This window comes from Glutamicibacter endophyticus (assembly GCF_048457885.1).
Lineage (GTDB): Bacteria > Actinomycetota > Actinomycetes > Actinomycetales > Micrococcaceae > Glutamicibacter > Glutamicibacter endophyticus.
Genome location: NZ_CP174200.1, coordinates 672,458 through 685,910, shown reverse-complemented (window position 1 = coordinate 685,910; position 13,453 = coordinate 672,458). Strand labels below are relative to the sequence as shown.

The window sequence follows — 13,453 nt, the reverse complement described above, 5'->3', positions numbered from 1 at the left end:
CAGTGCCCGGCGGGTACAGATATACGAAGGCGGCGTACTCCCCGGGGAGTACGCCGCCATCAAGTCATCACGTCCGCGCGAGAGCGCGGCGAAGGTCCCTTACTGGTGGACCACCAGGCCGGCGGTGCGTTCGGCGGCCTGCACGACGTTGGCCAGCAGCATCGCGCGGGTCATCGGGCCCACGCCGCCGGGGTTCGGGGACAGCCAGGAGGCCACCTCGCGTGCGGCCGGCTCCACATCGCCGGTCACCTTCCCGTCCACGCGCGAAACGCCCACGTCGAGCACGATTGCTCCGGGCTTCAGATCCGCGGCCTTAACCATGTGAGCGCTGCCGGCGGCGGCGATGACGACGTCGGCCTCGCCCAGTAGCTCGGGCAGGTTGGTGGTGCCGGTGTGGGCCAGGGTGACGGTGGCGTTGACCGCACGTCGGGTGAGCAGCAGACCCACCGGACGGCCGATGGTCACACCGCGACCGATCACCAGCACATGCTTGCCCTTGAGGTCGATATCGTGGCGCGCCAGCAGTTCGACGCAGCCGGCCGGGGTGCATGGCGCGGGGCTGGTCAGCGGCTTGTTCACGTTGGCCACCAGGCGGCCGAGGTTCATCGGGTGCAGCCCGTCGGCGTCCTTCTCCGGATCCATGGCCTCGAGGACGGCATCGGTGTCGATATGGGCCGGCAGCGGCAGCTGGACGATGTACCCGGTGCAGGCCGGGTCCTCGTTCAATTCGCGCACCTTGGCCAGCAGTTCTTCCTGCGTGGTTTCTTCGGGCAGGTCGACGCGGATGGAGTTGATGCCCACCTCGGCGCAGTCCTTGTGCTTCCCGCCGACGTACCATGCCGACCCGGGATCGTTGCCGACCAGGATGGTGCCCAGTCCTGGGGTGGCGCCGGCCGCGGTCAGGGCCGCGACACGTTCGGTCAGTTCCTGCTTGATGGCGGCCGCGGTGGCCTTGCCGTCCAAAATCTGTGCTGTCATATCTCACCCGTGGTTTGTGGCCCGGACCCAGGCGGGCGGTCCGCGCGGCCATGTGATTCGCTCCCCGGTGGTGGCTCCACCTCACGCCAGTCACGCTGTCCAGATCATTCTAACGGGAATGCCCGGCCCCGTCCCGACGTTGTAATAGACGTGTCAACTTTTCCAGTGATTGTGATCGGCGCCGGCCAGGCCGGACTCTCCGCGGCCTGGCATTTGCGGCGCAAAGGGCTACGTCCATATCTCGACTTTTTGGTGCTCGATGCCAACGCTCGCCCCGGCGGCGCCTGGCAGCACCGCTGGGAGGAGCTACGCCTCGGCGATGCCCACGGCATCCACCCGCTGCCCGGCCTGCCGCTGAGCGACCCGGATCCCAGCCGTCCGGCCGCCGACGTCGTCTCCGAATATTACGCCGACTACGAGCGTCGCTTTGAGCTCCCGGTATTGCACGGGGTTCCCGTACGCTCGGTCACCCGAAGCGTCGAGGGCGGCTTCGAGCTACACACCGACACGCGCAACTACACCGCGGCGGCGCTGATTAACGCCACCGGAACCTGGGACCGCCCCTTCTGGCCAAGCTACCCGGGGCACTTCGCGGGCCGCCAACTGCACACCCACGATTTCGTCTCCTCCACCGAATTCACCGGGCAACGAGTGCTCGTCGTCGGAGGTGGAGCCAGCGCCACCCAATTCATCCTGTCCCTGCGCGCCGCCGGGGCACAGACGATCCTCTCCACGCGACGCCCACTGGAGTGGCGAGAATTCACCGGGCAATGGGGACTGCGGGTGGAGGCCGACGTACGGGCACGGACCCGGCGTGGGCTACCGGCCGGCTCGGTCGTCTCACACACCGGACTGGCGCTGACCGAACCCATGCGCCAAGCGATCGACGCCGGGTGGATGGACAGCCGCGGCCGCATCGACCACTTCGATGCCGACGGGGTGTATTTTGCCGATGGTAGCTATGAGCCTCTCGACGCGGTACTCTGGGCCACCGGCTTCCGTCCGGCGCTCGAACACCTCAAGGAGTTGCACCTGCGCACCGAACACGGAGGCATCGCGGTAGATACCGTTCAGGCACTCGAAGCCCCGGGACTCTACTTCGTCGGCTACGGGGCCTCGGCGTCGACACTGGGTGCGACGCGGGCCGGCCGGCAGGCCGCGCTTGCCGCCTTTGCGCAGTTGCGCGACGGCGGGTTGCTACCCGCCGATCCGCACGACCCGTCCGGCGAGCGACTGGCGGTACCCGCCGGCGTCGGCGGCTAAAACCACGGCGCCCCGTGCCCGCAAGGGGCGCGTCGGCGTTGTGATCTTCGGCAACCAAGTGGCGCCCGCGCACCGGGATGCGTACCTTTAGAAACCATGAGCAATCAGTACATCGTGACCCTGTCCTGCCAAGATCGACCCGGCATTGTGCATGCCATCTCCGGCGGGCTGCTCGGCGCAGGATGCAATATCACCGAGTCACAACAGTACGAATCGCCCGATTCAAACACCTTCTTCATGCGTATCGAGGTGGCCACCGAACAGTCGCTCGAGCAGGTGCGGGCCGCGCTGGCTCCCACACGCGACGAATTCGCCATGAGCCTGCAGGTCAACGACGCAAGCGCGCGTACCCGCACGATGATCATGTGCTCCAAGGCCGGGCATGCGCTCAACGATCTACTCTTCGCCCAGCGCGCCGGCACACTGGCCATCGACGTGCCGGTCATCGTTTCCAACCACCTGGACTTGCAGCCGATGGCCGAGTTCTTTGGCGTGGACTTCGTGCACCTGCCGGTTACGCCGCAGAACAAGCAGCAGGCCGAGGCCGAACTGCTAAAGCTGGCCGACGACTACCAAATCGAACTGGTGGTACTCGCCCGCTACATGCAGATTCTCTCCGACGGGCTCTGCGAACGCATGGCCGGTCGCGTAATCAACATCCACCACTCCTTCCTGCCCTCCTTTAAGGGGGCAAAGCCCTACCACCAGGCCCACGCGCGCGGTGTGAAGCTCATCGGAGCCACCGCCCACTATGTCACCGCCGACCTCGACGAGGGCCCAATTATCGACCAGGAGGTCACCTCGGTGACCCATCAGCGCACCCCGGCGCAGCTCGTCGCGTTGGGCCGCAGCGTCGAAGGCCGCACCCTGACCCGCGCGGTACAGTGGCATGCCGAACACCGGGTGATGCTCGACGGTCAGCGCACCATCGTGTTCTCCTAGTCGTGGCTGGTCTCGTGGCGTCGCTGGAGCATTTTCCACAGCCGCCGCTCGGCCGCACGGTGCCGCTGGATCTCTGCACCCAAGTGGGCCCGTAGTTTCTCGTGTTCTGCCGTGTCTGGACTGCGCTCCAGCGCCGCTTCGTCGCGCGTCAGGGCCGCCAATGCGCCATACCAGCGCAACAGAAGCTTCGGATTGTCCTCAACCCAGCTGGCCGGGACGCGCACCGCGACGAGCTTGAAACCGGGCACGGCAACCGGCACGAAGTCATCGGCCCCGCGCGCCACGTCCACGCCCGAACGCCGGTTCCGCCCCGAGATTGCTATGTACCCTGCGGCAAGGAGCACGGCGAGGAAACCGCCGAGCACCGCAGTGAGCACCGGTGGGTCCTGCCGCCAACCGGGAATCAAGAGCGCCACAATCAGCGCCGCTACCCCGCCGAGGATCAACCGAATCGGGACGCCTGCACGCCCGATCCCGCTGGCAATACGATCCAGCCGGTCATTTTCCTCGCGCCCCTCGGCACGCAGCACAAGGCACGCGTCATGGCTCACCGGCAGGATCCGGTTTCGCGTATCGTCATAGATCTTGTCGTTGCCCATGGCCCTCCCAGCCTCCGGCGGTGCGTTGACTTCCACCATAGCCAGCCAGGCCATCCGTTGCGCACCGCGCCCCGCACGCGGTCGGAGCCCGGCAGAGGCGAAGTCGAGCAAGCCTACGGCTCGACACGCGGTGTGAACCCCGGCGCCACCACGTGCCTTGTGATCTGATGGACTCACCGCATAAATACGATGTGACAAGGAGTTGTAATGCGCAGCAGCTGGAAAATAAGGGTCGCGCTAGTCGCCGCACCGATGGCGGGTCTGGCACTGGTCGCCGCCCCGGCAGGGGCAGTTCCATGGCAATCGGGACCATTGATGCATGCGCCGATCGAGTCGGTCTTTACCCCCGAGACCGCATCGAACGCGCAGAGCACTCAGACACTGAATCTCACCGCCGAAGAGCGAGAGCTACTGAATTCCGGCGCGCCGGCCACCCTCTACATGGACGTCGACACGGGTAAGCTCCTGTCGGTTGCGCCCGGCGCCGATTTCTAACCGGAGCTAGGCCGGTACGTCGGCCCGCGGCGTCGGCGTCCCGGCCAATTGCTCGGGGAACACGAAACGATGCAGCGCCCACCAGCGAAAGACCATCGCCAGCAGGGTGCCGATGATCGGCCCGGCGAGAAAGTCCGCGGTTTCCTGCACCCAGAGGCTCACCCGCGGGGTATGGAAGCCGAACACCCAACGTGAGAGGTAGAGCGGCGCCGAATTGATCACCACGGCCAACGCCGAGACGATCACGAAAGCCGGAGCCTGATAGCGCTTGGCCAGGGCGTTGTTGCGCCCCTGGAAGGTATAGTGCCGCGAAAGAAGAAAGGACACCACGGTGGCTACGCAGTTCGCAATCAGAAAGGCGGTGGTGGGATGCGCTCCCAACACGGTCAGCTTCAGCCCATAGTTCACCGCGAGGGTGAGCACGAAGCAGAAACCTCCGACGCCGGCGAAACGTATCAGCCGCTTCAGTACGTCATTCTCTGCGGCCACAACACCCCTCGCCTTTCGTCCATCGGATAAATTCCCATGTCAGCCTAGCAGTCATCGGCTCGTCGGGCGTCGGCGACATGCTTTGGCACGGATTGACCAGCGGACCCCGGCGGCGCCTACAGTAGTGCTATGGCTCACCTCATTACCATCAACGACCACACCCCCACCGTCGGTCAGGACGTATTCCTCGCCGTCACCGCGGTTCTCAGCGGCGACGTGCAGCTAGGCGACGAGGCCAGCGCCTTCTACGGCGTGTCCGTTCGCGGGGACTCCGCCCCTATCCGGGTCGGAGCCGGCACCAATCTTCAAGACAACGTCGTGCTCCACGCCGACGCCGGTTTCCCATGCACCCTGGGCGACCGGGTGTCGGTGGGTCACTCGGCAGTGGTGCACGGGGCCACCATCGGCGACGGATGCCTGATCGGCATGAGCGCCACCGTGATGAACGGTGCCGTTGTGGGCGAGCAGTCGCTCATCGCCGCCGGCGCGCTCGTGCTGGAAGGCACGCAGATTCCGCCACGCTCACTGGTCGCTGGTGTGCCTGCGAAGGTGCGCCGCGAGCTGACCGACGAGGAAGTGGCCGGCTTGGCGCAGAACTCGGCGACCTATCTGCAATTGCAGGCGAAGCACCGCGCCGCGCAGAGCTAGGCGCTACCCACTCCATCTGCATTAGGCGGCGAACCAGTAACTGTTGCGCACCGGTGGGGAGCCACGTCCCAAATAGTCCGGGAGCAGCACCGCCGGTGGGGAGCCGTCCTCATAGGTGACGATCTTAAACAGTCCGGCGTGCACCGCAATATGGTGCATCGGGCAGAGCAGACAACCGTTATCCGTTGAGGTTTCTCCGCCGTCTTCCCAGTGTTTGATGTGGTGCGCCTCGGTGCGCCCGGCGGGCATGTGACAGCCCGGGTAGATGCAGCCGCGGTCGCGGGCCGCTAACGCCCGGCGCATATGCGGTGGGAAGAGTCGTTGTGCGCGGCCCACGTCGAGCGCCTGGCCTTGGCCGCCGAAGACCACCGGGTAGATTCCGGACCGGCACAGTTCAAGCCGTAGCTCCTCCGCAGTCAGCGGCAATCCGTGTTCGGTCACCGCAGCCCCAAGTTGGCAGGCGCGCATCTTCTCGTAGTCCAGATGCACGATCACGCTGGCACCGGGCAGGCTGCCGGTTCCGCGGCGGCTGCCGCGGGTCCGCAGCGCGGTGACCAGTGCGGTCAGTCGGCGTAGTTCGACGGTCAGCTCGGGGAGTTCGGTTATAGGCTCTTCCTGGGTCGCCGGTGAACTGGCCGCGGGTTTATCTATCTCGGTGCCCGTCGACTCGGGGCCGGAATCAGAAGCGCCGACGTCGGGAGCCGCGGGGTTCGGGTCGCGGGCCCAGTCCGGCATCGATTCCTCGTCGTCCCACGAGGGCGCGGCGAGCGCACCGGTAGCCTGGGCGACGCTATCGAGTGCCTGCGAGGCCAGTTCGAGCCGGTTTCCGACCCCTGTGCGCGGGTTATCACCCTCGTCGACGGTTCGCTCGAATACCTCGGCTTGGTCCGGCAGCATCTTCAGCGTGTAGTGCATCAGCCCATTGCGCAGACCCCGTTTATATAGACCGGCTTCGGCCAGTAGCGCGCGCATGCTGCGCTGCTGCGCTACCCGGGCGGCACCCTCGTCGCGCAGCCGTTTGGATGCGGTGCTCGGGTCCTCGGCAATCAGCCGCAGGGCGGTGTGTTCAAGCTCGGTACGCTGCACATCGGTGTCGGCCTCGGGAAGGTCGTTGGATAGCCGTTCCAGCGTGCTGGCCGCGGTGCGTAGGGTGCGCGGATCCACCGCGGGTGCCTCGCCCGCGCCGGGGGTCGTGCCGGTATTACGGGTGGTGGAAGTGGTCGGAGTTGCGAATTGTTCGGCCAGCAGTGGGAAGTGCGGGGCGCGGCGGGTGCCGTCCGCGGCGACGGAGCCAATCAGCGCGCGGGCCGAGGCCTGGCGGCCCCGGGCCACACCCACCGAGACACCCAGCCAGGATGTGAGCATGTCGATACTGTTTGCATAAGCGCCGCGGCCGTCGGCCCGGGTGCCGGTAAGCGCGCGAAGTTCTTGGGGCGATGGGGCCGACGGCAGCGCGGCCAGGCGATCCAGCGAGGCGGTGGTGAGTTGATGCGCGGCGCTTCGCTCCAGTGCGTCGATCACCACCGGGTAGGTACGGGACAACGCCGCCTCGGCACGGTCGGTGAGCGCGGCGAGGTAGGCCGCATGCCCGGGGGCCATCTCGCGCCCCAGCAGCTCAAGGCTCGCCCGCTCGAGGGTGCTGACCGCGGTGGCCAGCTGGGCCAGAACGGTCGCGTCGTCGGTACTCATAACCACAAGGTTGCGCCCCGACACCGTGACCGGTATCGGGGCGCGAGCGAGTTGTGGACAACGCCGGGGTGGCGCGCCTGGATGGCGTGTTAGACGGTGAGCACGGCGCCTTGGTCCGCGCGCTCGGCCAGTGCCAGCCCGCGTTCGAGGTCGGCCAGCAGATCCTCGGTATCCTCGATCCCGACCGACAGGCGCACGAGTTCGCCGGGGATTTCCAGCGGGGTGCCAATCAGGCTGGCGTGGGTCATCTCCCGCGGGTAGCACACGAGCGATTCCACTCCGCCGAGCGAGACGGAGAGCTGGAACAGTTCCATCGACTCGGCCAGCGCCCGCGCGGCGGGTTCACTGTGCAGCCGCAACGAGACGATTCCGCCGAAACCGCGCTGCTGGCTGGCGGCCAGTTCGTGGCCCGGATGGTCGGCCAGTCCCGGGTAGTAGACCTCGGCCACCTGCGGTTGCTCGGTGAGCCAGTGCGCAATGCGGCCGGCGGTGGCGCAGTGCCGTTCCATGCGCAACCCCAGGGTTTTCAGCCCGCGGGCGGCCAGATAGTTATCCTGCGGCCCGGATACCGCGCCGCCGGCGAACTGCTGGTAGCCCACGGCCTCGGCCAGCGACTGTCCGCGGTGCAGATAGTCGGCGACGATGACCGCACCGCCGAGCACGTCGGAATGCCCGCCAATGTATTTGGTGGTGGAGTGCACCACCGCATGCGCCCCAAAGTCCAGCGGGCGTTGCAGGTAGGGGGTGGCGAAGGTGTTATCGACGACGAGCAGCGCCCCGGCTTCGTGGGCCAGCGCCGCCCACCCGGCGATGTCGGCGATGCCCAGCAGCGGATTGGAGGGGGTTTCCAGCCAGAGCAGGGCGGTGTTTGGGCGCAGCGCGCCGCGCACCTGATCGAGGTTGGTGATATCCACGGTGCTGGCACTGATCCCCCACTTGTGGTGTAACCGGGTGATCAGCCGGTTGGTGCCGCCGTAGCCGTCGGCGCCGAGCACAATGTGATCGCCCGGGGCGAGCACGGCGCGCAGCAGGGCGTCTTCGGCGGCGATGCCGGAGGCGAAGGAGAAACCCGCGGCCCCGCCTTCGAGGGCGCTGAGCTGCTCTTCGAAGCCGCCCCGGGTGGGGTTGGAGCCGCGCGAGTATTCATGCCCGGCACGCAACACGTTGATGCCGTCTTGGATGAAGGTGCTGGTTTGGTAGATGGGCGGGATGACCGCCCCGGTGTGCGGGTCTTTGCCTTGGCCGGCGTGGACGGCCAGGGTGTTGAATCCGTGGCGTGGTGAGGTGCTCATGCGAAGGCTCCTTCCGGGGCGAGGGTGATCTGTGCGGCGGCGTGATCCAGGGCCTGGAACAGGTCGGCGATGAGGTCGGCCGGCTCCTCGAGACCGATGGATAGGCGCAGCGTTGCCTTGGAGAGTCCGGCGGCGGCCAGTTGTTCGTCGTTGAGTCGACAGTGGGTCATGGTGGCCGGGTGGACCACCATCGAGCGCACGTCGCCGATGTTTGCGGCCAGGGTGAAGAGCTGCAGGGCGTCGAGCACCGGGGAGACCAGGGAGGCGTCGGCCAGTTCGATGGCCAGCACGCAGCCGGTGCCGCGCGGGGCGACGTGGGCGGCCAGCTCGTGGTCCTGGTGCCCCGGCTGGCTCGGGTGGTGCACCCGGCGCACCAGCGCGTGCCCGGCGGCGGCCTCGGCAAGTTCCAGCACGGTACGCTGCACCCGTTCGGTGCGCACATTGAGCGTCTCGATGCCGGTGAGAATGCCGGAGGCGGCGGCCGGCGACAGCGAGGGCCCGAGGTCATGCAGGAATTTGGAGCGCACCAGCATGGCGTAGGCGGCGCTGCCGTAGCGTTCGAGCAGGGAGTACTGCCCGTAGCGCGGACGCGGCGCGGCGATCTGCGGCCAGCGTGCGGCGTCGGAGAAATCGAAGGTTCCCGCGTCGACGACCAGTCCGCCAAGCACCTGGCCGTGTCCGGCAAGCGCCTTGGTGGCCGAGTGCACGACGATATCGGCCCCGTGCTCGATCGGGCGGTAGTTCGCGGGGGTGGCCAACGTGTTGTCGACGACCACCGGAATGTTGTGGCGGTGTGCTAGCTCGGAGAGTCCCTGCAGGTCGAGCAGCGTGCACAGCGGGTTGGAGACCGATTCGACGAAGAAGGCGCGGGTGTCCTCTTCGATGGCGTCGGCCCAGGCGCTGAGGTCTTCCGGGTCGACAAAGCTCACGCGGATTCCGAAGTCGTTGAAGGAGTCGGTGAACAGGTCCACGGTGCCGCCGTAGAGCTTATTCGAGGCGACGATGTGCTTCGCGCCCTGGGTCAGCGCCAGCAGCGAGAGGGCGACGGCGGCCTGCCCGGTGGCGGTGGCCACCGCTTGGGCCCCGCCTTCGAGGGTGGCGACGCGTGCTTCGAGGGCAGCGACCGTGGGATTGCCGGTGCGGGAGTAGGTGAATCCGGGTTCGCGCAACGCAAATTTTTCGATGGCCTCGGCGTGCGAGCCGAATTCGTAGGCCGCGGCGGCGTAGACCGGGACGGTGAGTGGACGGTAGGGGCCCTCGGGCGAGTATCCGGCGTGGACTGCTGAGGTGGCCCCGTGCCAGGTGCTGTTCGGCTGTGACATATGTGCGTGTTCCTTGCCGGTTGGATGTCGGGTGGGGTGGGCGGAGATCAGGCGTGCGCGCTGATGCGCATGCCGGTGCGTTGCATACTGGTGGCGACGTGGCGCACCGGTGCGTGTTGGCGGGGTGGCGATGCCATTGCTTCGCTCATGTCTCCTCCTCGTTTCTCGTCACACGAGGGAGTGCACCGATCGGCGTCTATGCGAGGTACCTGGTAGGGAGGGTTGCTGCCCTCCCCTTCACGGTACGAGGCACAGCGCAACGTCCAAGGGCGTTGTCGGAACTGCTCCATCGTTCCTGGCGGTAGCACCTTTCGGTTTCCCGATGGTTGCTGCGACGTCGACGAGCCAGATCTCTCGGTCGCTCTTGATGGGGTGTTGTAATTCCATGGTTCGGCATGGGCGCCCGAGGAGGCAAACGGCACCGAACCGCGTGCTTCACACAACGCCAATCCGCGTCATATGTCGCAGTGTCGTCATATTGACGGCCCGGTGAACGCCTCTTTATGACATGCGCGGTGAGCCAAGATCCGCGAAATTCCGGGATTCGAGCGCCAAAAGATGTCGCGCCGGGTCGCCCGATGACAGTTCATGACACGCAGGAAGAGCGTTGGCGTCAGCCGAGCAGGTGAACTCCGAAGCTCGCGACCACCGAACGCACCTCGTCGAGGTAGCGCTGGGCCTGATCGGTGAGCGGGACCGCGGCGTGGTCGATCCAGCCGATCTCGATGCGTTCGTCCACATCCAGCGGGATGGCCACGATCGAGGGGTCGAGTTCGTCGCTGATGATGCCGGTCGAGATCGTGTACCCGCCGAGTCCGATCATCAGGTTGAAGATGGTTGCACGATCGGAGACCCGAATTTCGCGTTTGCTCGAGAGCGTGGAGAGGATTTCTTCGGCGAAGTAGAAGGAGTTGCTCGCCCCCTGGTCGAAGGTGAGCCGCGGTAGCTCCTCGAGATCTTCAAGGGTCGCCCGCTCCCGCGAGGCCAGCGGGTTGCTACGCGAGATGAAGATGTGCGGGTCGGCGAGGAATAGCGGGTGGAACACCAGCCGGGACTCGCGCAGCAGTTTGTCGATGACCTTCCGGTTGAAGTCGTTGCGGTAGAGAATGCCGATTTCACTGCGTAGTGTGCGGACATCTTCGATGATGTCCTCGGTGCGTGTCTCGCGCAGCGAGAACTCGTACTGCTCGGCCCCGCTGGCCTGGACCATCTTCACGAAGGCGTCGACGGCGAAGGAATAGTGCTGGGTGGAGATCCCGAGGAGGCGGGGTGCCGGCGGCCGGTCGAGATAGCGTTGTTCGAGCAGTTCGACCTGTTCGAGCACCTGCCGGGCGTAGCCGAGGAATTCCCCGCCCTCGACGGTCAGGGCCACGCCCCGCGCGGAGCGGACCAGAAGCCTGCGCCCAACCCGGGTTTCGAGTTCCTTCATCGCCGCGGACATCGTTGGCTGTGCGACGTAGAGCAGGTCGGCGGCCGCGGAGATCGACCCCTCGGAAGCAACCGTGAGGAAATAGCGCAACTGCTGCAGCGTGAGACCGTTCACTCCTTGAGCCATAGATTTAGTCTATACGAATCCATAGTCACGTCGAGTTACCTGATATCCGCCGATTCACTGCATGATTGACGAAACGACTTCCCCCGGCCTTACTTCAGGCCCCCTAGCACCAGATTGGCCGCCATGGCACACGCGTTTACCTTTAGCATCAGCACCACTGACTTCGACGAGCACTACACCCCGTCGGCGAGCTCGCGCATTACGACGAACTTCGCCAACCTGGCCCGCGGTGAGAACCGCCAGGAGAACCTGCGCAACGCGTTGACGATGATCAACCGCCGTTTCAACGCGCTGGCACACTGGGACAACCCGGACGGGGACCGCTACGCCCTCGAACTGAAGATCATCTCGGCCAATGTGCACTTCACCTCCAACGACGGGCCTCAGCAGTTCCCGCTGCTCGAGGTGCTCGATACCTGGATTCTCGATAAGCAGACCGGCACCCGGACCCACGGCATCGTCGGTAATAACTTCTCCTCCTACGTACGGGACTATGACTTCAGCGTGGTCCTGCCCGCCGCGGTCGACGAGTCGGGCACCCCGGCGCTCCCGCAGGATTTCGGCGACCTGCACGGTCAGCTCTTCCAGCACTTCCTCGACTCCGAGGCCTACCAGGAGCACTTCGCGCAGCTACCGGTGATTTGCATCAGCGTCTCCACCTCCAAGACCTACCGCCGCACGGGCAATAGCCACCCTGTCTTGGGTCTTGAGTACCAGCAGGAGGACTACTCGCTCACCGACGCGTACTTCGCGAAGATGGGTCTGCGCGTGCGCTACTTTATGCCTGCCGGCAGCGTGGCACCACTGGCCTTCTACTTCCGTGGCGACCTGCTCAACGACTACACCAACCTGCAGCTGATCAGCACTATCAGCACCATGGAGACGTTCCAGAAGATCTACCGCCCCGAGATCTACAATGCGAACTCGGCCGCGCCGGCGGTCTACCGCCCCAGCCTGAACGCACATGATTTCTCGCGGACCCTAATCTCCTACGATCGCGAGGAGCGCACCCGTCTCGGGGCGACGCAGGGCCGGTACACCGAGGAGCACTTCATCACCCCGAACCGCGAACTACTCGAGCAGTGGGCCGCCGCCTACCCGACTCCCGTCGCTTAAAGACCCAAGGACGCACCATGACTAACAAGTTACTTCCGACCTCCATCGTCGGCAGCCTGCCCAAGCCCTCCTGGCTGGCTCAGCCCGAGACGCTCTGGTCCCCGTGGAAACTCGAGGGTAGCGAACTGCGCGAAGGCAAGTACGATGCCATGCGCGCGGCCGTGCTGGAGCAGACCCACCGCGGCATCGACATCATCAGCGACGGCGAACAAAGCCGCCAGCACTTCGTCACGACCTTCATCGAGCACCTGACCGGGGTTGATTTCGACAAGCGCGAAACCGTGCGCATCCGCGACCGCTATGACGCGAGCGTGCCCAGCGTCGTCGGCGCCGTAGAGCGCGAGAAGCCGGTGTTCGTCCAGGACGCGGCCTTCCTGCGTTCCTGCACCGACCGCCAGATCAAGTGGACCCTTCCCGGCCCGATGACGATGGTCGACACGCTCTACGACGCGCACTACCGCAGCCGCGAGAAGCTGGCCTGGGAGTTCGCAACCATCCTGAATCAGGAGGCGAAGGAGCTCGAGGCCGCCGGCGTCGACGTCATCCAGTTCGACGAGCCCGCGTTCAACGTATTCTTCGACGAGGTCGCCGACTGGGGCGTCGCGGCGCTGGAACGTGCCTGCCAGGGACTGAAGGCCGAGACCGTGGTGCACATCTGCTTCGGCTACGGCATCAAGGCAAACAACGATTGGAAGGCGACCCTCGGCACCCAGTGGCGCCACTACGAGAAGTCCTTCCCGCTGCTACAGCGCTCCTGCCTCGACACCGTTTCCTTGGAGTCGCATCACTCGAACGTTCCGCTCGAGGTTGTCGAGCTCGTGCGCGGCAAGAAGGTCATGCTCGGAGCGATCGACGTGGCCAACGTGGAGATCGAAACCCCGGACGAGGTCGCCCAGACGCTGCGGTCGGCGCTTGAGTACGTCGACGCGGACAAGCTGATCCCAAGCACCAACTGCGGTATGGCACCGTTCCCCCGGGATGTTGCGCTGGCTAAGCTGAGCGCACTGAGCGCGGGCGCCTCCATCCTCCGCGAGGAGCTTGTCGGTGCCCACGTCTGAAATTACG

General features: G+C 65.9%; 13 protein-coding genes and 1 riboswitch. Of the genes, 6 read left to right on the top strand and 7 right to left on the bottom strand.

The genetic code is table 11. From position 1 onward, the window contains the following. Window positions 1-99 precede the first annotated feature (99 nt). Window positions 100-978 (bottom strand): bifunctional methylenetetrahydrofolate dehydrogenase/methenyltetrahydrofolate cyclohydrolase, encoded by an 879-nt coding sequence (locus ACJD00_RS03320; protein WP_418908478.1) that lies wholly within the window; start codon window positions 976-978, stop codon window positions 100-102. Window positions 979-1,128: 150 nt separating this feature from the next. Between ACJD00_RS03320 and ACJD00_RS03315 the strand changes: the two genes are divergently transcribed. Next, window positions 1,129-2,241, top strand: coding sequence for an NAD(P)-binding domain-containing protein (locus tag ACJD00_RS03315; RefSeq protein ID WP_418908477.1), 1,113 nt, complete (start codon window positions 1,129-1,131; stop codon window positions 2,239-2,241). A 96-nt stretch (window positions 2,242-2,337) separates the two neighbouring features. Further along, entirely contained in the window at window positions 2,338-3,183 is an 846-nt protein-coding gene (gene purU / locus ACJD00_RS03310; RefSeq protein WP_418908476.1) for a formyltetrahydrofolate deformylase, read from the top strand. Here purU and ACJD00_RS03305 read toward each other — a convergent pair. Then, the gene (locus ACJD00_RS03305; protein ID WP_418908475.1) at window positions 3,180-3,959 is read right to left on the bottom strand and encodes a hypothetical protein; all 780 of its coding nucleotides are present in this window, start codon (window positions 3,957-3,959) and stop codon (window positions 3,180-3,182) included. The two genes, purU and ACJD00_RS03305, sit on opposite strands and share 4 nt — an antisense overlap. A 30-nt stretch (window positions 3,960-3,989) precedes the next feature. Here ACJD00_RS03305 and ACJD00_RS03300 point away from each other — a divergent pair, with 30 nt between their 5' ends. Then, entirely contained in the window at window positions 3,990-4,277 is a 288-nt protein-coding gene (locus ACJD00_RS03300) for a hypothetical protein (protein ID WP_418908474.1), read from the top strand. A 6-nt stretch (window positions 4,278-4,283) separates the two neighbouring features. On the opposite strand, the gene ACJD00_RS03295 is transcribed toward ACJD00_RS03300, so the two are convergent. After that, window positions 4,284-4,766 carry a GtrA family protein gene (locus ACJD00_RS03295; RefSeq protein ID WP_418908473.1) on the bottom strand — a complete coding sequence of 161 codons (483 nt, stop codon included), beginning with the start codon at window positions 4,764-4,766 and terminating at the stop codon, window positions 4,284-4,286. A 129-nt stretch (window positions 4,767-4,895) separates the two neighbouring features. On the opposite strand from ACJD00_RS03295, the gene ACJD00_RS03290 reads away from it, so the two are divergent. Beyond that, entirely contained in the window at window positions 4,896-5,414 is a 519-nt protein-coding gene (locus ACJD00_RS03290; RefSeq protein ID WP_418908472.1) for a gamma carbonic anhydrase family protein, read from the top strand. A gap of 21 nt (window positions 5,415-5,435) precedes the next feature. Here ACJD00_RS03290 and ACJD00_RS03285 read toward each other — a convergent pair whose 3' ends face one another. From ACJD00_RS03285 to ACJD00_RS03270, 4 genes are all read right to left on the bottom strand, one after another. Beyond that, a complete protein-coding gene (locus ACJD00_RS03285; RefSeq protein ID WP_418908471.1) occupies window positions 5,436-7,103 on the bottom strand; it encodes a hypothetical protein in 1,668 nt (555 codons plus the stop codon). 89 nt (window positions 7,104-7,192) lie between these two features. Then, entirely contained in the window at window positions 7,193-8,395 is a 1,203-nt protein-coding gene (locus tag ACJD00_RS03280) for a cystathionine gamma-synthase (protein WP_418908470.1), read from the bottom strand. Continuing rightward, window positions 8,392-9,717: an O-acetylhomoserine aminocarboxypropyltransferase/cysteine synthase family protein gene (locus tag ACJD00_RS03275; protein WP_418908469.1), complete on the bottom strand. Its 1,326-nt coding sequence runs from the start codon at window positions 9,715-9,717 to the stop codon at window positions 8,392-8,394. The genes ACJD00_RS03280 and ACJD00_RS03275 overlap by 4 nt, the downstream gene beginning before the upstream one ends. A gap of 283 nt (window positions 9,718-10,000) precedes the next feature. Further along, a riboswitch (SAM riboswitch) is annotated at window positions 10,001-10,091 on the bottom strand. A gap of 239 nt (window positions 10,092-10,330) precedes the next feature. Beyond that, on the bottom strand, window positions 10,331-11,272 hold the full coding sequence (locus tag ACJD00_RS03270) for a LysR family transcriptional regulator (protein ID WP_418908468.1): 942 nt from the start codon (window positions 11,270-11,272) through the stop codon (window positions 10,331-10,333). Between the two features lie 123 nt (window positions 11,273-11,395). Here ACJD00_RS03270 and ACJD00_RS03265 point away from each other — a divergent pair, with 123 nt between their 5' ends. Together ACJD00_RS03265 and ACJD00_RS03260 are read left to right on the top strand one after the other, a co-directional pair. Next, complete coding sequence (locus ACJD00_RS03265) at window positions 11,396-12,388, top strand: DUF1852 domain-containing protein (RefSeq protein ID WP_418908467.1); 993 nt, start codon at window positions 11,396-11,398, stop codon at window positions 12,386-12,388. A gap of 17 nt (window positions 12,389-12,405) precedes the next feature. Then, window positions 12,406-13,446, top strand: coding sequence for a methionine synthase (locus ACJD00_RS03260; RefSeq protein ID WP_418908466.1), 1,041 nt, complete (start codon window positions 12,406-12,408; stop codon window positions 13,444-13,446). Window positions 13,447-13,453: the final 7 nt, after the last annotated feature.